29 protein-coding genes are annotated in these 19764 nt (G+C 55.0%); 13 read left to right on the top strand and 16 right to left on the bottom strand.

Annotated features, from left to right (window positions below):
* Nucleotides 1-57: 57 nt before the first annotated feature.
* The 9 genes from AV929_RS22685 to AV929_RS18390 all read left to right on the top strand — a co-directional run bounded on the left by AV929_RS22685 (nucleotide 58) and on the right by AV929_RS18390 (nucleotide 6599).
* The gene (locus AV929_RS22685) at nucleotides 58-1833 is read left to right on the top strand and encodes a hypothetical protein (RefSeq protein ID WP_230458909.1); all 1776 of its coding nucleotides are present in this window, start codon (nucleotides 58-60) and stop codon (nucleotides 1831-1833) included.
* Nucleotides 1834-2006: 173 nt separating this feature from the next.
* A complete protein-coding gene (locus AV929_RS18425; protein ID WP_230458908.1) occupies nucleotides 2007-2564 on the top strand; it encodes a hypothetical protein in 558 nt (185 codons plus the stop codon).
* An 83-nt stretch (nucleotides 2565-2647) separates the two neighbouring features.
* Nucleotides 2648-3340 (top strand): hypothetical protein, encoded by a 693-nt coding sequence (locus AV929_RS18420; protein WP_155120768.1) that lies wholly within the window; start codon nucleotides 2648-2650, stop codon nucleotides 3338-3340.
* A gap of 160 nt (nucleotides 3341-3500) precedes the next feature.
* Nucleotides 3501-4070, top strand: a complete 570-nt coding sequence (locus tag AV929_RS18415; protein ID WP_155120767.1) for a hypothetical protein — start codon at nucleotides 3501-3503, stop codon at nucleotides 4068-4070.
* Between the two features lie 117 nt (nucleotides 4071-4187).
* Entirely contained in the window at nucleotides 4188-4409 is a 222-nt protein-coding gene (locus AV929_RS18410) for a hypothetical protein (protein WP_064288951.1), read from the top strand.
* A gap of 32 nt (nucleotides 4410-4441) precedes the next feature.
* On the top strand, nucleotides 4442-4750 hold the full coding sequence (locus AV929_RS18405; protein WP_064288950.1) for a hypothetical protein: 309 nt from the start codon (nucleotides 4442-4444) through the stop codon (nucleotides 4748-4750).
* A 173-nt stretch (nucleotides 4751-4923) separates the two neighbouring features.
* Nucleotides 4924-5472: a hypothetical protein gene (locus AV929_RS18400; RefSeq protein ID WP_080510102.1), complete on the top strand. Its 549-nt coding sequence runs from the start codon at nucleotides 4924-4926 to the stop codon at nucleotides 5470-5472.
* Nucleotides 5473-5495: 23 nt separating this feature from the next.
* A complete protein-coding gene (locus AV929_RS18395) occupies nucleotides 5496-5846 on the top strand; it encodes a hypothetical protein (RefSeq protein WP_050007980.1) in 351 nt (116 codons plus the stop codon).
* Between the two features lie 195 nt (nucleotides 5847-6041).
* Nucleotides 6042-6599 (top strand): hypothetical protein, encoded by a 558-nt coding sequence (locus tag AV929_RS18390; RefSeq protein WP_230458907.1) that lies wholly within the window; start codon nucleotides 6042-6044, stop codon nucleotides 6597-6599.
* A gap of 689 nt (nucleotides 6600-7288) precedes the next feature.
* Here the strand turns inward: AV929_RS18390 and AV929_RS18385 are convergent.
* The 11 genes from AV929_RS18385 to AV929_RS18345 all read right to left on the bottom strand — a co-directional run bounded on the left by AV929_RS18385 (nucleotide 7289) and on the right by AV929_RS18345 (nucleotide 12920).
* Complete coding sequence (locus tag AV929_RS18385; protein ID WP_023842887.1) at nucleotides 7289-7639, bottom strand: hypothetical protein; 351 nt, start codon at nucleotides 7637-7639, stop codon at nucleotides 7289-7291.
* A 212-nt stretch (nucleotides 7640-7851) separates the two neighbouring features.
* Entirely contained in the window at nucleotides 7852-9114 is a 1263-nt protein-coding gene (locus AV929_RS18380; protein WP_064288948.1) for an RNA-guided endonuclease TnpB family protein, read from the bottom strand.
* Nucleotides 9115-9815: 701 nt separating this feature from the next.
* Nucleotides 9816-9986, bottom strand: a complete 171-nt coding sequence (locus AV929_RS22500) for a hypothetical protein (RefSeq protein ID WP_004592295.1) — start codon at nucleotides 9984-9986, stop codon at nucleotides 9816-9818.
* 34 nt (nucleotides 9987-10020) lie between these two features.
* Nucleotides 10021-10419, bottom strand: coding sequence for a type II toxin-antitoxin system death-on-curing family toxin (locus tag AV929_RS18375; RefSeq protein WP_064288947.1), 399 nt, complete (start codon nucleotides 10417-10419; stop codon nucleotides 10021-10023).
* 93 nt (nucleotides 10420-10512) lie between these two features.
* A complete protein-coding gene (locus tag AV929_RS22495; protein WP_196220007.1) occupies nucleotides 10513-10650 on the bottom strand; it encodes a hypothetical protein in 138 nt (45 codons plus the stop codon).
* Between the two features lie 64 nt (nucleotides 10651-10714).
* Entirely contained in the window at nucleotides 10715-10870 is a 156-nt protein-coding gene (locus AV929_RS22490; protein WP_170097440.1) for a hypothetical protein, read from the bottom strand.
* A gap of 23 nt (nucleotides 10871-10893) precedes the next feature.
* Nucleotides 10894-11154 (bottom strand): hypothetical protein, encoded by a 261-nt coding sequence (locus AV929_RS18360; protein ID WP_064288944.1) that lies wholly within the window; start codon nucleotides 11152-11154, stop codon nucleotides 10894-10896.
* A gap of 321 nt (nucleotides 11155-11475) precedes the next feature.
* Nucleotides 11476-11727 (bottom strand): type II toxin-antitoxin system HicA family toxin, encoded by a 252-nt coding sequence (locus AV929_RS18355; protein ID WP_064288943.1) that lies wholly within the window; start codon nucleotides 11725-11727, stop codon nucleotides 11476-11478.
* Nucleotides 11728-11997 carry a type II toxin-antitoxin system HicB family antitoxin gene (locus AV929_RS18350; RefSeq protein ID WP_064288942.1) on the bottom strand — a complete coding sequence of 90 codons (270 nt, stop codon included), beginning with the start codon at nucleotides 11995-11997 and terminating at the stop codon, nucleotides 11728-11730.
* 113 nt (nucleotides 11998-12110) lie between these two features.
* The gene (locus AV929_RS22485) at nucleotides 12111-12260 is read right to left on the bottom strand and encodes a hypothetical protein (RefSeq protein WP_014030608.1); all 150 of its coding nucleotides are present in this window, start codon (nucleotides 12258-12260) and stop codon (nucleotides 12111-12113) included.
* 363 nt (nucleotides 12261-12623) lie between these two features.
* A complete protein-coding gene (locus tag AV929_RS18345; RefSeq protein WP_064288941.1) occupies nucleotides 12624-12920 on the bottom strand; it encodes a hypothetical protein in 297 nt (98 codons plus the stop codon).
* 338 nt (nucleotides 12921-13258) lie between these two features.
* On the opposite strand from AV929_RS18345, the gene AV929_RS18340 reads away from it, so the two are divergent.
* Nucleotides 13259-13903: a helix-turn-helix domain-containing protein gene (locus AV929_RS18340; RefSeq protein ID WP_023842882.1), complete on the top strand. Its 645-nt coding sequence runs from the start codon at nucleotides 13259-13261 to the stop codon at nucleotides 13901-13903.
* Nucleotides 13904-13975: 72 nt separating this feature from the next.
* A complete protein-coding gene (locus AV929_RS18335; RefSeq protein WP_064288940.1) occupies nucleotides 13976-14935 on the top strand; it encodes a hypothetical protein in 960 nt (319 codons plus the stop codon).
* Between the two features lie 356 nt (nucleotides 14936-15291).
* Here AV929_RS18335 and AV929_RS22005 read toward each other — a convergent pair whose 3' ends face one another.
* The 5 genes from AV929_RS22005 to AV929_RS21515 all read right to left on the bottom strand — a co-directional run bounded on the left by AV929_RS22005 (nucleotide 15292) and on the right by AV929_RS21515 (nucleotide 18075).
* Nucleotides 15292-15939, bottom strand: coding sequence for a hypothetical protein (locus AV929_RS22005; protein WP_155120766.1), 648 nt, complete (start codon nucleotides 15937-15939; stop codon nucleotides 15292-15294).
* A 54-nt stretch (nucleotides 15940-15993) separates the two neighbouring features.
* Complete coding sequence (locus AV929_RS18330) at nucleotides 15994-16401, bottom strand: helix-turn-helix domain-containing protein (protein WP_064288939.1); 408 nt, start codon at nucleotides 16399-16401, stop codon at nucleotides 15994-15996.
* A gap of 520 nt (nucleotides 16402-16921) precedes the next feature.
* Nucleotides 16922-17173 carry a hypothetical protein gene (locus AV929_RS18325; RefSeq protein WP_064288938.1) on the bottom strand — a complete coding sequence of 84 codons (252 nt, stop codon included), beginning with the start codon at nucleotides 17171-17173 and terminating at the stop codon, nucleotides 16922-16924.
* Nucleotides 17170-17466, bottom strand: a complete 297-nt coding sequence (locus AV929_RS18320) for a hypothetical protein (protein WP_064288937.1) — start codon at nucleotides 17464-17466, stop codon at nucleotides 17170-17172. Before AV929_RS18320 ends, AV929_RS18325 begins: the two co-directional genes overlap by 4 nt.
* Nucleotides 17467-17814: 348 nt before the next feature.
* The gene (locus AV929_RS21515) at nucleotides 17815-18075 is read right to left on the bottom strand and encodes a helix-turn-helix transcriptional regulator (protein ID WP_080510100.1); all 261 of its coding nucleotides are present in this window, start codon (nucleotides 18073-18075) and stop codon (nucleotides 17815-17817) included.
* 400 nt (nucleotides 18076-18475) lie between these two features.
* Here AV929_RS21515 and AV929_RS18315 point away from each other — a divergent pair, with 400 nt between their 5' ends.
* Nucleotides 18476-18790 carry a helix-turn-helix transcriptional regulator gene (locus tag AV929_RS18315; RefSeq protein ID WP_064288936.1) on the top strand — a complete coding sequence of 105 codons (315 nt, stop codon included), beginning with the start codon at nucleotides 18476-18478 and terminating at the stop codon, nucleotides 18788-18790.
* Between the two features lie 501 nt (nucleotides 18791-19291).
* Complete coding sequence (locus AV929_RS18310) at nucleotides 19292-19597, top strand: hypothetical protein (protein ID WP_064288935.1); 306 nt, start codon at nucleotides 19292-19294, stop codon at nucleotides 19595-19597.
* Nucleotides 19598-19764: the final 167 nt, after the last annotated feature.

Here is a 19764-nt window from a genome sequence, read left to right as displayed (position 1 = left end):
TATTATTTCATATCCAGATAGAAAATATTAATATGAGAAGGAAAAAAGGTGAATTAGATGGCGGAGTCGGGGCCAGAGCGTCTGGAGATGGAGTCAACGTACGGCCAGGTGCTGGCTGTACCATTCGTAGCTCCGCTGCTGGTCGTTGACGTCGGGCTTGAGAGCCTCATCCAGTGGATTAATGAGCAACTGTTCAACGCAGTGTTCGAACTCATCGAGATCCTGTTTTCAAGCGTTCTCTCCGAGATGCTGAAGCTGGAACCGTCGATGCTTGATCAGTTCCAGAGTATGTGGGACCTCTCGATGGTGATCTACTTCTCGTTGTTGACTATTTTCGGCCTGTCCTATCTGGGACTGTTCCAGTTGTTCCCGGACAACGAGAAGATGGATCCGTACCGGTTCATGTCACGCGCGCTGGCAGCGACGCTCTCGCTGTTCATCGTCAATCCGCCTGGATCTGGCACACTGTTCAGTCGCGGGGCCTTCGCGTGGGCGTTCTCGATATCCAACGCGAGCATCGATCTGTTCCTCAAAGGCGTCAATCTGAACGCTAGCTTGCCGAGCAATCCCGTCGCACAGACCTCCGTAGGGTCGTTCGTGATGTTGCTGTACGGAATCGGGATTTTGCTCGTCGTGGTGCTCTCTCAGATTGTGCTGTTCGTCGTTCTGGTCGCCCGGCAGGTCCTGGTGTATCTCACCTACGGGCTGTTCCCGCTGTTAATCATCTTCTGGGTGGCTGACGTCGGGCCGCTCAAGTACGCCAAAGAACTCGCTGAGCAACTGTTCAAGGCCACGGGAATGTTGATTCCGGGCGGGATACTCGTTGCCGGGATCTTCGCTGTCGGCACGAAGTTCACCACCAGAACGCTCTCAACGTTCAGTGGCGGTGGCACGGGCGGAACGACGACGGCTGTCTTCGCCAGCGGGCCGAACCCACTGATTCAGATGGCAATGCCGGCCATGGCAATCGCTGCGATGTGCCTGCTAAGCAACGTGCAGCTCTTCATGATGTTTGCCGGCTCCCTCGGCGGTGCTGCAGGGGCCGCTGCCGGTAAAGTGTCAAAAGGCCTGTCCGCGGGCAAAAACAAAGTTACCGGTGCAGTCGGCATCGGCGGCACCGGCGGCACCGGCGGTTCAGGCCCGACGCCACCGTCTCAAACGGGCGTTGTCGCATCGACTGTCCCGATGGAGGGCGGTGCTACCGACTCCCAGTCAGGGTCATCCGTGACCGACAACACGGCACAGGACCTCTCAGCCACGTCGGTGGCGGAATCAGGACAAGCCTCTCTGGAGCAATACGAAGACGGAACGACGCCAGATGCACCGGCAAATCCGACTTCAGACAGCGGCAGGTACCAAGACCCAACGGAGCCCTCGCTCAGTGAACTCGACGACCGCGAGGAGTTTGAGGCCGCAGTCTCCGACGACTGGTCGGACGAGCAAGTCGACGACCTCTGGGAACTCAAGGGCAAACACGAGGACGGCTCTGTGGGCCAGAGTCTGGCGGCTGAAGTGCTCAAATCTGGTGCGGCAAAGACAGTCGGCACAGTCGTTGGCGGCGCCGTCGGCGGGCTTCCAGGCGCGCTCGTTGGCGGCGCTGCAGGCTGGGCCACCCAGAAAGGCGTCGAGCGCTACGGTGATAGTATCGCCAAGCGCCTGCCCGACGGCGTCCGCACTCGCTTCAACGACACCGTCGATACCGTCACCACCAAAGCTGATATGTGGGCCAGTGACGTGAGAATGGGGTGGGATGTCGCTACCGGCCGGTATCAGTCCAGTGACCAGTCTGGTGGTACTGGAGATAGCATCAGTTCGAACGACACAAAGTACTAATCATGGACACAGATATTCTTGGACACGATAAGCGAGATTGTGGCGTTTTAGTTATCGATGAACGCGACAATGAGCATCGGTTGACAATCGAATGGGATGGTACAGTTCGTGAACATGGTTGTGACGACTATCCATACAAACGCGAAGAAAGATCAGAAGAAGAACAACGAATAATGTCCCAAGTCGAGGAGCGAGCGAAGTACGCTGCCCAACAGGAGTTCCCCGAGGAAGACATCTTGGAGCCGATGTGGGACCCGGAGCATATCAAGCGAGGGATAGAAGCACTGAAAGCGTACCAACTCGATGATTTCCACCGAGAATTCCGGGATTTCTACGAAGCGTTGCAAGACCCCGCAAAGTACGCCTCGGACCCCAGAGAATCAGTCATCGTCGAATCCGCTCGCATCTATAAGGCGTTCACTATTACGTCGGACAACCGTATTGATGAGGTGTACGACGTTGCCTTGAGTTATGAGCGAGAAGACGGGACCGACGGAACTGTTGGCCAGACACGAGAACTGGATGATAGCCTCATCCTCTGTACAATGCCCGCACTGGATATCGACGAAAGCTTCGACTACAAAGACGAATTCCACAAACTGGTCCTTACGCACCTCATCGCCCAGATCCGCGATATCTATCTCGACATGGGTGAAGAGCCCCCGGACCAGTACAAAGTCCAGGGCGTTGGCAAACTGAATATCCATGGCGACGGTATCGGCGAAACGTAACTGTACTAAGCGGTCTCTAGATTTCAGTCACAACAGATCTGAACTGCTTAGCTGCTTCTAATCAGCCCCAGTCAAGTTCGTCAGTGACCGACAATTCGGCTCAAGACCTGTCGGCCACCTCAGCAGTGGCGCTGGATAGCGGTAGCACTGACTCCCAGCCGTCAGAACCGTCGCGCAGTGACAGCGACTACCAGATGGAGTCCGTGCGGGACATCAGAGACAAGCCGGGCCACGGGACAGCTGCGGATCTCGCATCGACACACGACCTCGACGAGATGAGCAGCTACGAGTTCCGCCAGAAATCAGAGGAGGTCCAACAGGAAATCATCCAACAGGCCTTCGAGAACGACGACATCGATGCGCTGAGCGAAGGCATCGACGAAATCGGCGATAAAGACTTCAGCGACCATCTCAAAGCCGGCGGCAAGAAAGGTGCAATCAAGTCAATCGGCAAAGGCGCGGTTGCTTCCGGAACCATCGCAGTCGGTCTGGGCACTGGTGGCCTCCCAGCCATCGCCGCCGCTGCCGCTATCGGGGGCGCTACCGGCTTCGGTGGCGGCGTGGCCAAGTCCATCGGCTCCGAAAAAATTGATAGAGACTACCAGAGCTGGGACGGCCTCAAAAACGAAGCCCCCAAACGTGTCGGAGATATCGCCGACAATATCGGCGATGTCTTTGACTTCTCGCCGGGTGAGAAAGACACTCAAAAGGCGACGAGAGATGCAGAAAACAGCAGTGATTTCAACGGCGAAAGCATCAAAAGTTATGAAGACTGAAATACGCGGCCACGACGATGAAGATTGCAGTGTCGAAGTGTACGATAATAATGGTGATAGACATATAATTAGAATAGATTGGGATGGAACCATTCTCAATCACGCACAGGAGACTTACCCGCATGAGGCTTCAGAGCGCACAGACGAACAAGAGCGACTCATGCAGCAAGTTCGCGTGCGTGCCGAATACGCCGCACACGCGCACTTCGAAGACGAGGAAATTATTGAGGACCCTGCATGGCTTCCAGGCGAGATAGAGCGAGCGATGGAAGTCATCCGTACCCTGCCGACGGAGACGTTCGCTGAGCACTTCCGGGAGTACTACGATGCCGTCCGGGACCACACTGGCGAGCGCATTGATGACGATGTCCAATCCGTTGACCGGGTTCGAAAACTCATCCACATTTCGGATGAAAACGAGTTTATCGGGTCTTCAGCAACAACCATTCAATACACGGACAAAAGCGGGGAAACGCAGGTAACAAATCAAGACGTGGATGAACCTGCCCACGCTGACTCGCATGTTGTTACGCTTCCACCCCTGACAATCGAACGTGATGACTTCGAATTCCCGGAATCGTTCCAAGCACTCGTTGTCAGCAACCTCATGTGCCAGATCCGGGATATCTACCTCAATATGGGCGAAGAGCCACCCACCGAATACCAAGTCGAAGGCATCGGCAAGACGACGACCCTTCACGATGGACTGGTTTCACGCCCCGACGGATAGCTTATTAATATCTGAGAGTGAAACCGGTGCTGATTGTTTGGCATATACAAACGCGAACAAGCCTCTTGGGAGATAATATCGCCAAGTATATTATAAAATAAAGCCTGCACTGAAGTAATGCCAGAGTACAGTTGGGGGCTGTTCGTATTGCTCGCATTGGCTCAGTTTATCGGGACCGGAATGTATGTTCGGTACTTGACTGACAGGCCTGAAATACCCGACATGCTCGTCTCGCTGTTGTTCGTCATCGTTGGCGCTGTGGTCGGGCTTATCTGGACCGTTCAATGGGCGCTCATTGTTATGCTTGGTGGGGCGGTGACCAACGTCTGGAATGAATGACGTATGGGGTAGTGAGGAGCCAATGACCCCGCATGAGACACCAATTCTGGCCAGCTGGCGGCGCGGTGGCCGGTGCCGCCGTCACCGCACTCGGACTCTCTGGTGGTCTCGCTGTCACCGCCGGGACTGTCGCCCTTGCCGGCACAATCACCTTCGCTGGCGAGCAAATAAACAAGAAAGGGATTCGCGACGGCATTTCCAACACGGTCTCTGCCGTCTCAGACCTGACCGTTGGCTCCTACTCGGACCTCAAAAACAAAGTGCTCGACTCCCAGGCAGCCTACGAAGAGGCTTCTAATGGCTCTGGAAGTGCAACCAATAACGAGACCAAATTCGAATAATTATGCAAACAGAAGTACTCGGTCACGATGAGAAGGACTGTGGAATCGAGGTGTATGATGAGAATGGAAACCGTCATGCTATCACAATTTCATGGGATGGTAAAATACGAGAACACGGTACGCAAGACTATCCACTTGAACCAGAAGACCGAACCGACGAAGAACAGCGAATAATGACCCAGGTCGAGGCCCGGGCACGGTTTGCCGCCCAACAGGAGTTCCCCGAGGCGGACATCCTGAGCCCGATGTGGCGGCCAGAACACATCAAGGCCGGCATCGAAGCGTTCAGCAACTATCCCATGGAAGAGTTCCTCAACGACTTCCGGGAGTACTACGATGCGCTCCGGAACCCGATGCAGTACATCGACGATAGTCCCGTCAACGAAGAGTCGATTATCATCAATGTGATAGTGCACTTCAATGACGGCGAGGTACTCGACGTTTCAGATGTGGGTATCCACTACAAACTCACCGACGGCAGCGAACATCGCACTGGCCCACTGCCATCCTACCCCAACAAGGAACTCATCTTCGCGATGCCGGAACTAGAATTCGCCGATGGGTTCGAGTACGAAGAGGAATTCGCCGACGTGATTATGTCCCATCTGATGGCCCAGATACGGGACATCTATCTCAACATGGGCGAAGACCCACCAGCCGAATACCGGGTCGAAGGCATCGGGAAACTCAACATCGTCGGCGACGGCATTGGCGCAACCTAGAACACAACAGCAAACACGGCTCTGTGGGTCAGAGTCTGGCGGCCGAAGCGCTCAAATCCGTCGTCGGCAAAGAGGTTGGTGCAGTCGTTGGCGGCGCCGTTGGCGGGCTTCCAGGCGCGCTCATCGGCGGCGCTGCAGGTTGGGCCACCCAGAAAGGCGTCGAGCGCTACGGCGACGGTCTCGCCAAGCGCATTCCTGACGGCGTCCGCACCCGCTTCAACGACACCGTCGATACCGTCACCACCAAAGCTGATATGTGGGCCAGTGACGTCAAAATTGGATACGATGCCGTTACCGGTGGAGTCCAATCTGGTGGTGCTGGAGACGGGGTCGGGAGTGGTGTCGGCGACAACAATGGAAGCGACTACAGGTGAATTATGATATCAAACCCAAACATGAGATGTTCCATCCTCGGTCACACTGATCAGGATGTTGGTGTCGAAGTTATCGATCATCAAGGCATAATGCACACCGTCGAGGTGACATGGAATGGTGAAATAAAGCATTTTGTTGACAGGGAAGATTACCCCCATGAACCTGAGGACCAGACAAAAGAAGAACATCGGATAATGTCCCAAGTCGAAGAGCGAGCAAAGTACGCTGCTCAGCAGGAGTTCCCCGAGCAAGACATCTTGGAGCCGATGTGGGACCCGGAACATATCAAGCGGGGAATAGAAGCGCTGGAAGCGTACCAACTCGATGACTTCCACCGTGAGTTCCGGGATTACTACAAGGCGTTACAGGACCCGGCGAAATATGCCTCGGACCCCAGGGAGTCCGTCGTGGTCGAATCAGCGCGTATCTACAAGGCGTTCACTATCACACCGGACAACCGTATCGGTGAGATCGATGATGTGGCCCTGAGTTACGAGTGTCAGGACGGTAGCGACGGCAGCGCTGGGCGCGTCCGTGAAATGGACGATAGCCTCATCGTCTGCGCAATGCCCGCCCTGGATATCGGCAAGAGCTTCGACTACGAGGACGAGTTCCACAAACTCGTTTTGACCCACCTCGTCGCGCAGATTCGAGATATCTACCTCCACATGGGCGAAGAACCGCCAGAGGAGTACAAGGTCCAGGGCGTCGGCAAACTCAACATCCACGGTGACGGTATCGGCGAGACGTAACAGTGGTATGTGGAAATCATCTGCGACCACTGATAGCCTGATCCAGCGTTGCCTGTGCTACCGACTCCCAGTCAGGGTCATCCGTGACCGACAACACGGCCCAGGACCTCTCAGCCACGTCGGCAGTGGCTCCGAGAGGCGGTGCGGGCGAGGGAATCACCAGAGGCTCCGAATACCTGTATCCAGATGACCACACAGAGTCACGGAAACTGACTAGCATCCTTTATGCGGCAGACGTAGCACAGTGGTACCGGAACTCCTCCTTCCCGGCTTGATCGGATTCGTGCTCGTGATGATTGCGGCCTACGCCGGTTCACTTCGGGCTCTGGAAGTCTACTTTCATCCGGAACAGGACAGTATCTTTCTCTCGGACGACTACGAACCCCCGGTGAGCAGTAGCCCGCTGTATCGACCACGAGCTGAAGGTTATGCTGAAAGCTGGAGGCAGATGTCCCTCTGCTTCAGACTCATCGACAGATGTGTGTTCAAGTGTATCCACCGTTCATGCTGTCGAGCCGAATACCGCCTATGACAGACTATCGGCACTCATCTGGGGGGAGTTTAGTGTACTATTTGACGTAGGAAGTGCCACGGATGGATTGATTACATTCTGCGACCACTGAGCACCTCTGGTATACTGACCAGCGATTGGGTGAACAATTTTGTTGTCGTCTGGGTGATTGAGCCAGCTATCCTGACCCGAAGAGAGACCTCTTCTGACGAAATACGGAGAGCAATCCGAGAACACCGCAGATGATAAACAGCCCAGCGAGGAGGAACCAATGACCATCAAGATACTGTAGCGTACCGACTAGAACAAAACCAGCATACAGAAGCGGCTGATAGAGTGGATGATCTTGAACACCGTCCACCGTCGTTGCGAGCAACATTGGAACGACAACTATCCAGAGGACAATGGAATATACCGTTGGTGGCCCGTGGTATATGAATTCAAAATAGGTGGCTGCACCGATCACCCCCAGCATCAGTAGTGTGGCTTCTGGACGGATTCGGTTCTGGAGGGAACGGAGGGCGGTCATTCAGAGTCGTTATTTTTTATCGATACACATCTATCTGCCTGTTGCTTTCTAGTGGCTGGTCGTCTCATGAGCCGGTGTACTGACCGCCAGTGACCACGAATCGAATGAGAGTTCGTGTGTCTTCGCCGTACGAGATCGGGTTTGACTTCCTCCACACGACTGAAGTCGTGGGATTCCCACGGCACCGCACCGCTTGATTGGGATATTATGGTTCACGGAACGACCCGTTCTTGTGGGGCTACTTGCCCCGTGGATTTGTCGAACAGGTATACCGATGGCTGAGCCAAGCAGCCGTTACTCCTATCCTTCGCAGGACTCGGAGTTACCGTTTTTCGCATATTCTCTGCCGCGTTCAGGTCACTGTTCGCAACTAAGTCGCAGTTTGCACACACGTACAGGCCACGTGCAACCCGGTTTGAGTTAGCTTCCGTCCCACAGTCACAGCAGGTTTTCGATGTTTTCAATCCTGCTTCGTCCACACGCACTACGTCGATACCGCGTTCGTGGGCTTTGTACCCGATGTGGTTGAGCAGTGTTTCAAACGCCCAGTCGTGCAGGCGTTTGTTGCCGTGTCGTCCCCAGTCTTGGTCGTCACGGATGTTCTTCGGATGGCCGACTGCAATTGTCTCAACACCTCGGTCAGCACACTGCTCAACAATGTCTTTCGAGAGAGCGTGTAGGAAGTGTTCTTGTCGCCGGGATTTCTTCTGTCGTGCCCACTCTGCGTGGTCGCTGGGGCCATTCTCGCCTTCCGTGTCGTATTCCTGCTGTCGGAAGTAGTGAGCGTCTTCTTTCAGGGCGTTCCCTGGATACAACAGCGTCTCGTCACCGACAGAGACAGCCGCAGTGTTGCAGATACCGAGGTCAACACCTGCTGTCTTCTCACCGGGCGTCTCAGGCGCCTCAATCCGCGTTTTACAGACGAAATGTAGCTCCCACTGCTCACCAGTCCAGACAGCACGCACCGTCTGGACGTTTTCAACAGCGTCAAGCGTCTGGTCGTCTGCTTGGAGTGTGTATTCACAGAGTATGTAGTCGGCGGCGTAGCGCGACTCTTTCATGTTCGTGCCCTTGGAAAGTCGGACACGGTTGTACTGCGTGTCGAGTTTGAAGCCCTGGTTTTTCCACGTCATCGTCGAGCGTGGGTGGTCGTCGCCGTGTTTGCGGTAGCCGGGTGGGTTCGCCTCCGGGTCGTCTTGTTCGTACCACGAGACGAACGCCTCACCGAGTTCCTGAAGAACTCGCTGACTAGATTGGCTGTGCAAGTCTGCATAGCGTTCGTGGGTTTTGAGGTACGAACAGAGTTCGTCGGCGTCTGGAATGTGGCCGATAGCGTCCCAGACACGCGAGATTGTCCATCGCCCGACGTTCCACAATTTCGACGCGGCAAAGCCATGCGAATCGAGGTCGTCACAGACTTGCGAGTGGTTGCAGATACTCGCTTTGAGTGTCCGAGTGACAACCTGATTCGACATATGTAAGCATAGTATTTTTAATTACATAAACGTTGGACATCTCGGCGTGGAATATCCAGCCGTGGCTACGAGCGTAGAGAGATGCCCAGTTGTCGGCTTCAGCCACACCCGTAAACGGGTGGGCTTTCGCCTCGCTACCGCTGTAAATCAACCTAGCAAGATGGAATACGTCGACAGAGACATTCACGGACTATCTGGGAATTCATTGCCCACCACGGGAACGCCCCGCAAAAACCTCGCCACTCGTCTGTGCTCGTTGGTGCTGGGCACGAATGTCTGGTTGGTCGCCGGCTTCGGTGCTTGGAGACTGTTCGTCAACGGACTGCTGTTCGGTGCTCATGTTCGAGAACCCCCTCACCCACCGGGGGGAACAAAATTGCTTCCAGTACCGCCGTTAGACCGGCATCACTACAGCGGTTCGACCCACGCAGGAGCAGCGTCGTGTATGCCACGGAAACCCAAGTTGTCGGCAGCCTCGACAAACACGACCACGTCGCCGACGCAACACGAGCATAGACCACGAAACGCAGATGTGCGCGACGATTGTGCTGTGCTGTCGTATTGGAAGCAACCGCTATCGGCGTGGAGAGTTCAAGATGGGTTGATCCTTCTACGAGAGGGCAAAGGCGTTCACAAAAGGCGACCGAGTAGCCACTAGTCGCGAACGACGCTGGACACGAAAACGCAGAACGTGGGGCTTCTCACTCGTTTTCGAGCGCTGCGTAGATATCTGCGTGGCGACGTCCATCGAGCTTCCCCATTTCAAGCGCAATCTCGCGGCGTTCGGCGTCGCTTTCGGCCGCCTGATATCGCTCGTACAACTGCCGGACTTCCTCGTCAATCGCCGTCGAGGAATCGGTGCTAGACGCCATTTCTCTATCCATCATTATCCAGTGTATCGGTTTATCAGTTGCGGCGAGCACATGCCCGGAAGTAGATGACTGCAGTGTCTACGTCGACTGTGGTTTCGCCGGTCGCAAACCGGTGTAAGAGCGCTCGAATTTCATCACCGTACTCAAACGTGTATCCGTTCAGCATGTAGAAAACGACCACTGTTCGGAGTGCCGTTCGCTTGTTTCCGTCGACGAACGGATGATCCGAAACGAGTAGTCGCATCAGATGGACCGCCTTTTGATGGATCGTCTCAGGCACTTCCCCGAAGAACCCCTCCGAAACGTACTGTAGTGCGGATGCAATCGCGTCCTCTGACCGGGCCCCCGGTTCCGTGATGTCGCCTTCTGTCACGACCTGGTCGTGGAGCTCAAGGATGAGTTCGACAGAGGGATACGCGAGATCGTCAGTCACAAGCCCGACTTTTGCATGCTCCTCGTTAACCGTTTCTCAACTGTCGAGGTTGAGTCTCTCTTGTGGGGCCTACCGGCAGTCGGGACAACACATCTATCTCTCACCTCGGGGACGCCCCTGAAACACCTCGCCACTCGTCTGTGCCTGTCGGTGCTGGGCACGAATGTCTGGTTGGTCGCCGGCTTCGGTGCCTGAAGGCTGCTCGTCGACGGACTGCTGTTCGGTACTCATGTTCGGGAACCCCCTCACCCTCTCGGGGGACACAAAATACGGGCGAGTACGCGACCGACAGCACTCAGGCCTCTGCGACGTCCCAGACAGAGAGATGGCCGCTGGAACAGACGCCGGCGTGACGCCCGACAGCCATGCAGGGCCCGTACGCTCCGTCGACACACGCGATGCGCTCGGCGTCGAAGATCGGCGCGTCGCACTCGTCGGTTCTGCAGGTCATATACTGAGACGAGTCACTGGACATCACATCTCGCCCGCCATCGCTTGGTGACGGAGCTCGCTTTCGTCTGGTAGATCCCAGCCGTGGTACTCACGAGCGATGTGGCGTGCTCGCTTGACGTTGCCCGCGCCGCCGGCTGCTGGAGACTGCTGTGCCTCAACGCGCTCTTTCAAATACTCGGGATGGTTGCGTGTGTACGTGTCAAAGCCGAGGCTGTCTGGCCCGCTCTGGCTCATGACGACGTAGCCCTTCAACTTGGTCTGGATCGCGTGTTTCTCTGACATAGCTGGTGGTCAAGACGCTCTCTCTGGAACGCCTCTCACCCGGTAGAGGCTCACAAAATACGGGAGAGTCCGCGCCGTCAGACTAGGATAGCTCTAGCGGTTCGACCCACTCGGGAGCGCAATCGTGGGTGCCACCGTAGATCCCAGCGCGGGGTCGCTGTTAGTCGGCGGCTGAACTCAAGATCCACCCAACCCATGCAAAACAAGCACGCAGTTCGACAGAAAGATAGGGGAATCGCCTGTCAAACACCCCGTTATCGAAGTGTCGCGTCAGCGCTTCGACTCTAGGGACTCGCAGCCGACGCTGACGAATTGGTTCGCCTACGAATTGCGGTCGAGCCACTCACAGAACACCGCAAAATCGTTCGCGCCAGCATCGTCGGCGATGCTTCGGAGCGTTCCCGTTTTGAGTTCATCGTGTAGCGGAACGGTAACGTGTCGTCGGTCGCTCTCGTTGGTTGGGTGCTGGTAGTAGAGTTGGGCGTGATCGCCAGTCGTCCGACGCCACTCGAAGCCACCGACATTTACCAAGACCTTCACGACATCCCGACCAGAAAACGTGCCCCGGGCCATTTACTGCATGAAGTCGGGCGGATCGCCATTACCGGTGGTATTGTCTTCGGGGTCAACTCCCAGCTCTCGGAGTTCTTCGTCGGTGGGTTCGTGGCCGCGTTCGCCCTTGTAGCCCGCGACCGCATCGTCAAGCATTTCGAGAGCCTCCTGACGCGTCTCACCCTGCGTGGTGATGCCGGTTTCGACATCTGTGATGATCCACGAGTCCCCCTCGCGCCACATCCGAATCTCATCCTCGTGGGGCTCTCCATCGCGCGTCGAACTGGCCATACCTCTAATTGCTGTATGAGTGGCATAAGCGTTCGGTCAGCGCAAACGGAATGAGGGATAGGGGAACTGGAACCGAAGTATGTTAATAAAAAAGAGTAAAGTATTCGGTTCTGTCAGGCTGTCGCGACGACGTGTTGATACTCGGCTTGAGATTGCAGCGGCTGGAGCGTTAGGCCGGCCAGCGTCAGTTCCCGGAGGACCTCGGCTGGGACGCCGTCGGTGTCTCGCGGCACGGCGTCGAGAAACAGCGGGCACTGAGTCAATTGCTTGTAATGATCAAGTCAGTCGAGTTAATTGACTGCTCAAAGTCCGTCAGCGTCTTTCAGCAACCGGAGTAGCAGACCGAGAGTCAGAGTCATCACCACAAAGACTGTGAGAATTATAAGTAGCGTCCCCAGCCCAATCATATGTGAGTTCGAGTGGTCGGTCATAAGAGGGTACCGCCATGGCTTCCTCTACTCAGTATAGTGGACTCATGTATAGGCGAACCCGATCACTCGCTTAGAATCTGTCAGTAGCGGCGTGACCGATACGGCAGATCTCCCCGGGAATCGTCAGCGGTCGTGGCGGTTCCCGTTGAAGAACACACCCGGCCGGCAGCAGTGAGTTCGAATCGATCACCGCTCTTAGTTGATAAGGAGGTCGGGTGTGACAAACAAAATTACGAGCATGCTCACCAGCACGACGAGTGCTGTGACCCGCAAGATGCCAGCTGCCCGTCGTCGAGGGTTCGGCAAGGACTCAGCAATGCCGGAGAGGGCCATCCCGGTGCTCAGAAACAGTCCAGCATAGAACGGTGTTGCCCCTTCTACAATGACGTAGTACCCTTGCTGCCCAGCCAGCAGAAGTGCGCCACAGAGATAAACCACTGCAAGCCCTCTGGAGGGGTCGCCGAACACGGTTTCATCGATGATAGAGGCCATCAAGCGTGTCCTCTCCCGCGACGTTCAAGTGTTGCGGGGATTCGCGATCGGTGCAACCACATCAACGGACTCAGTCGGCACTTCTTTCTGAATCGCCCGCGCAGCACGCCGAACGCGCTTCCGTTCTTCCACAGTGCAGCTCACGCTTCAACGCCTCGGACAAGATCGTCGACGAGCGACCCACCGACATTCGGACCAGTCTCCCAACCGCGCTCCAAGTGCGTGTATTCGCACCACTCCGAAAGCGTCTCGGAGTAGCATAGTTCGACAAGAATTGGACTCAAATACCGCTTTGACTCTTCCCCAAGCACATACTCCTACAAGCGAATCAGACAACAATGTCCTCATTATTACCCCTGAAACCCACCCCACAAACAGCTTCGGATCGTAGTTTGGAACCGAAGCTCGTTGACTTCGAAGATGAATCAGCGGAACAGATCATCTCAGCAGTTTCCTCAACAACTGCACGCCGCATCCTCAGCCAGATATACGCGGAACCAACGACAGCATCGGAGATCGCAACTGAACTCAATTCCTCAGTACAGAATATCAGCTATCATCTCGACCGACTCCAGGACGCAGACCTAGTGGCGGTCGTCGAGACGTGGTATTCCGAGCAGGGCCGCGAAATGGACGTGTACGCGCCGACCAATAGCGCGCTCGTTCTCTTCGCGGGGGCAGAACGAACAAGCCCGTCGCTCAAGACGGCGTTGAGTCGCGTCTTCGGCGCAGTGGGTCTCGTCGGAGCCGTCAGTGTACTCGCCCATATACGCCGGTCAGTACCGACACCAGTATCATCGCCCCGGGCTGGTGCGTCCCCTGTTCAGCAACCCGACCCAACCATGTGGGAGACGCTCGGAACGTTTGCGACCGGGCCTGGCGGAGTCGTGCTGGGAATTGGCATCTTCCTGATTCTGTTGTTCTTCGTTGCTTGGTACTGGGGGACGTATCGGCCAGCACGGAATCACGCCCACTCGGCGTGAGTGAGTAGCCGGGACTCAAAGACGTATTTGAATCTGGGATAGCGCGATACTTCCCCCTTCCAATGGTAGGGTATGAAACGGCGAACGTTTCTGGCAAGCACAGGAATTGGTCTCACAACCGCAGTCGCCGGTTGCACCACTCAAGCTGGATCGAGTGACTCACCGCCGACAAATTCCGAGACGCCAACCTCTGAGGACACGCAAACCAACACTGAACAACAGACCGAGCGTACACACGTCGCCGCCGATGGCACTGTCGAGCGAACCATCGGCGCTGAGTCGCTCGACGAGCGCGGTCTCAGAACTCCCCACCACGTCGCGTTCAGGAATCCGACGGCGGAGTCTCATCAGGGGACGGTGACGGTTTCGACGGCGGACGAAACCGTGTTCAAGGAATCGGTGGAACTCGAACCGAACGCGAGCATTGTGGCGTCGCTCACTGATCTCGACACGTACACCGCTCGTGTGTCCGTCCCCGAGTTGGATGCGACGGAACAGATTACCGTCGAACCCAGCCAGTTCACCTGTAACGTGACCAAGACGACGATCAGCGTTCAGGACGACGGGACACTTGACTCGCTGGGTATTTCCACGCGGATGGCGTGCCAAGGCGTCGTGAGCGACCACGTTGCTGCTCGTGAATCTGCGTCGGAAACGCTCGGTGACGACCCGATTCCCGCAGACACGGGGAAAGGCAGCCACACGCTCATGCTCCGGAACCCATCGGAGGAGACGTGGACGACGCGAATCCTCGTCGAGAAGGACTCGACAGCGCACTTCGACGGCGTCTACACGGTCGAACCTGAGGGCACTGTACTGATTACGCTCAGCGAGCCCGATACGTACTCCCTATCGGTAGGTGTGCTCGAAACCGAGACGACCGTCACCGAACAGGTCACGCCCGAAAACTTCGATTGTAACCGATCCTCGACGCGCGCGGAGATCGACGATACGGGAGAACTCACGGCAAGCACCGTTTCGACGCTCATGGCCTGTGACCTCGAGACAAACTCGACGAGCGAGTCCCCTTAATAGCGGGACGACTGTCGCTGCTGTTCTCATCCCAAGTGAGAGTTCCAGTCGCATACTCACTGAGCGGATATTTCTGGTGAGCTCGTGACAAACGAACGCCGGGCAGCAACCAATCGCTTCTCGACTAACCAACAGTCGTGAGTTCTGGGCAGCCATTGTTGGTTAGCGGATTTTACACTGCCGCCGCCATATACTCATATCCAGCCTGCGACGGCGTCGGCTGTGGTAAAAATTAGCGTTCTATGACACTGTAGCTTAGTTTTCTCTGGATAGAGTCAAGCCAATAGCCAGATAACGAGGGCTACGACAACTATGCAAATTAGGACGGCAGAAATTGAGATTAGGCGCTCACGATACTAAACATCCCATGATGACCACGCTTCCCACAATTTCTCAACAAGCAACAGTACAGGATATGTGACCGATAACAAAATTAGCCCGAGTATGGGTAGCGATGCAGTAGAAACCTGAAATAGATCGAAATTAATTCCCATACCTCTTTTTACTCCCCATGCCAGCAGAGCGAGAGATGTGATCAATGACAACTGTGTCAGGGCCAAGAACACACCATTGAATCGGTTCACTCGCTGGGTTCTGTCTATCCAATCTTCATATGAATCGAGTAAGATTACAAGCCATTCATCCTCTCTATATTTTTTATTCAGCATTCTGTTAATATCATTAGAATTCGGACCCAGGTCGGGGCTTGAGCTACTATACGTAATCATACCTAACGCGATCGAGAGGACAAGGCCAACGACCCCCCATTTAGTGAACTGATTTACAAAATCGGTTGGATTCTTAATTACCGAGGGTGCGGAAACAACAATACCCAATATTACAGCTGTAATTCTAACTGTCTTTGTTGCTTTATTGTCGATATCGTTTAGTATACTGATTTGATGATCAAGGACAGCTCGTGCCTCTTCGTGTGTGATTTTTAGAGAGTTGATATTGGTGGGATAGGATAGATCATCAGAGGGTTCCTTATCAGAGTCAGACATGAAGTTAGACTATTAGCTGGGTTTCTCCGGTGATATTTATTGACGGTGATATCCTCATATACTCCGATAAACTCCATCCTGAACCTTATCTAACTGGTCCTTTTCAACAAGTCTTCCAAGGGAGCGGCTAACACTAGACTTCGGTCGGTCTATTGCCTCTGCCAACTCAGCTGTAGTGTGGGTCCGCCCCTCTGATTCTCTGAAAAACTCAAGAATCTCTGTCTCAACTCTACTTGCTACACTGCTCAACAGCTGGTATTGATACAATAGCTGTTTTAATTTCCGCAGATCAATTTTTGCTTGGTCAATGGTACGAACATTGGGTGCAGAATATCCTAGATCATCATTCATCTCAAGTATTCCAAAGTGCTCAAGATCCTTTATTTGGCTTTCGGTTAGGGTTACCGACGTGAACTGCATTCTAGTATCGCCATCAATCCGAAACTCTGACTCAGAGGCCATAGGTCCCCTTCCCACGTAGGTGACTTAAAAATTCTTGCTAGGTTATGGAGGAAACCGCATATATCAAGTGATTTTACGCCTATGTTAACTACTGTACCGGTCTTGGAAACTGAGCTGGGATATACGTTAATATGCTGTTTTCAAGAAGGTAATAGAACTCTAAATTGTGAATAAGATTGAGAATCCCCTCAATTTATCTTACCCATCGCAGTAAAAACATGTAGTATACGGGAAAGTATTTGCCATGAATGGCATTGTGTGGTGGAAGGATTTATATGTTGTACGACGTAGATATGCACGTAATGAGTGATATTAGAGATACAGAACCCCCGCTGGAAGGTCAAAAAGGGTACAAGGGACCAGCGATCTTTGCTAGATTCTTCCGTTCCCATGTTGACCGTCGGTCGAACAACGAAAATTAGTGTAGATTCGTATCTTTAGTCATCTGGTTTTGTTGCAGGTTTGACCAAGACGAACCAACAGTCGTGAGTTCTGGGGAGCCATTGTTGGTTAGCGGCTTCTACACCGTCGCCGCAACGTGCTGATACTCAGGTTGCGACGGCGTCGGCTGCAACGTCAACCCAGCGAGCGCCAACTCCCGAAGCACTTCAGGTGGCACACTCTCCGCGTCCCGAAGCACGGCATCAAGCGTCCATGCACCGTACTGACTCGCACTCGGCGCAAGCACATCGACGGACTCAGTCGGTACTTCCTCTTGAATCGCCCTCGCAGCACGCCGGACACGCTTACGCTTCTCGACAGTGCAACTCATGCTTCCACCGCTCGGACAAGATCGCCGACCAGCGACCCACCGACGTGCGGGCCGATGTCCCACCCACGCTCGCTACGCGTGTATTCGCACCATTCAGAAAGCGTCTCAAAGGGCGTCTCTGCCAGAACAACCTTCTCGGCGTCACCAGTGGCCGAAACAACGGCTACAGCAAATTCGTAGCTGTCCCAGTAATGTGCTGCACCATCACCGTCGACGCCGAGAAAGAGTGGGCGGCCCTGGGTGAGTAGTTCACGAGCGGTACGTTCTTGTGGATTGGATTGCGTAGTTGCCATTGGTTCTTCCTGGAACCACGCGCCTCGGTGCTCCAACACCGGGGCGATTTCGTAAGAAATCGACCAGCGGCGCGTGTGTTCCTACTTGTACTGTTGGGCTAGACAAACAAAAAACTATTGCCCTAGAAAAACAACTATCGAATGAGATAAGATGTCTACCCGAGGCCCAGAGCGGAAAGTCAGTGATAAAGAACTACTCGAATGCTTTGAAGATGTAGAGAAACCGTTTGTAACTACCTCAGACATTGCCACGCGGGTTGGACTATCTAAAACTCGAATCCGACAGCGTTTGCAATCAATGGGGCCTGAAGTTCGAATAGAACGTCATAAAGTAGGAAATGCAGTTGTCTACTGGTTGCCTGACGAGAACTCTGGATCTAACTGAGCTCGCCCATCATCTGTTATCCAATATACCCGGGCACGCCCCACACGTTCTGATTCGACCCACCCGTTGTCCTCCATATCTTTTAGCTTATTGCTGACTGCCGTATTACTAATCTCCAGCCGTTCAGCGAGATCTTTAGGGGCCTGAACCGGTGGATAAGCTAGCCTAATTTCTTTCAAAACGTCGATTTTGGTGACCGTTGGGTCTGGTCCGGGCTTAGACACTTTGAGAGCATTTTGGTCGGTTTGGACATAGTAATGTCTCTCTACAAGTGTTCTTCTAGAGCAAGTATTATGGGTGTCGGGTGTAACATCACGAAATAAGCGACGCCTACTCTCTCACACAGCGTCGCACTGAACCCATGACAGCAGCCCAGCCCACCCACGAAGAGTTGCATCGCTCGCCACCGACCGGCACCTTCAGTCATTCGGAAACCACCAGACTGCGGGACATTCGCTCACTTCCGGTCATCTTCCGATCATCGCCTGAGCGGCCCACGAACACGCCACAGCGGGCCAGAGACGAAAATGGACCTGCGAAAATCCACTTCCGGACACGCGCGCCCCAGACTCTTACCAAGTCACGTCCCAGCCTTGGCCAGATGCATACCACCGGAGGCGACTGATGACGATCTACCACGAGTTGACGGGCTTCCAGCGCGATCTGCTCGAAGCCATCGCCGCCGTCGACGACGATCCCTACGGCCTCGCGCTCAAGGACTACCTCGACGAGCGCTACGCCGAACCGATCAACCACAGCCGTCTCTACCAGAACCTCGACCGACTCGTCGAACAGAACCTCATCAACCGCGACGAACTCGACGCCCGCACCAACGTGTATACACTGACTGACGCTGGCAGACACAAGCTCCAGTGCCACGCCGAGACACTCGCACAACTCTGTGAGCTGCCCCGACCCGTCACTGGAAGTGCACAGTAATGACCCGGCACCCAACGCAGCGCCGCCCCTCAGTAGTCAAAAGGGAGGGCACAGTCGGTCGATGTTGTCAGAGGCACGGTATCACTGGGCGGGCGATTACCGACTGGTACCCTACGGTAATAATTGAGGAACACCTACATAATCGTTGCTATCAGGTCGTCGTTCACAGTTCGATCCGTGAGCCAGTCCACCGCCAAACGCGACGGCGGACCGGATCGCGTGCCTCTGACAATATTCCAGTACAAAGTGCCCAACCTTGTGCTGGCAGTCTCAAACTCAGGAGCCACGATAATTGTAATTTACGCTCCATTATAGATTCTGAATACAGCGCACAGCACCCCGAAAATTGGGACCCGGGCCCGCGGAAGGAGGATGGGGAGATCGGAGAACGTGTGTGGTGCTTCGATGGCAGGGACCGAAACCCATTCGACCGCAGTGGGGCGGTTTCTAAAAAGCTTGCTTGTTCAGGCCCGCAGCCCAGCCACGAGGAGGTGTGTCGGCATGACTGCCCCCAGCGTCGGCGACGTGGTCGTCCTGACCGAACTCGACAGCGAGCCACAGTTGCTCGTCACCGTCGTCGACGGGGCCGACGACGAGGTCACCGGCATCCTGCTGGCTGACCTGGCCGAGGAGACCATCCAGCGTCTTGAGGCCACGGCTGGCGACCGCCAACGCCGCCGGAAGCTGACGACGGCCATCCGCCGAGCCGAGGACCTCATGACGTCCCGTGTCCCTGTCGGCGAACTCCGCCAGCGCGACCAGCCGACCACACAGGGCCGTGACTCGCTCATGGGAGGGAATCGGTAATGGCCAAAGCCGACACCGATGCTGCCAAGAGCGATACAGCGCCCGCACAGGCAAGCCTGTGGCGACTCCGCTACCACGTCGGCGATCTCGAACATTACACCGAATGGACGGCCGACTTCCCTACCATCGAGAACTACTACGACCAGTACCATCACGGGGACCACGCC

Source organism: Haloarcula sp. K1 (assembly GCF_001647155.1).
Taxonomy (GTDB): Archaea; Halobacteriota; Halobacteria; order Halobacteriales; family Haloarculaceae; genus Haloarcula; species Haloarcula hispanica.
The sequence above is the reverse complement of the archived record's forward strand: the minus strand, read 5'-3'. Positions and strand labels throughout refer to the sequence as shown.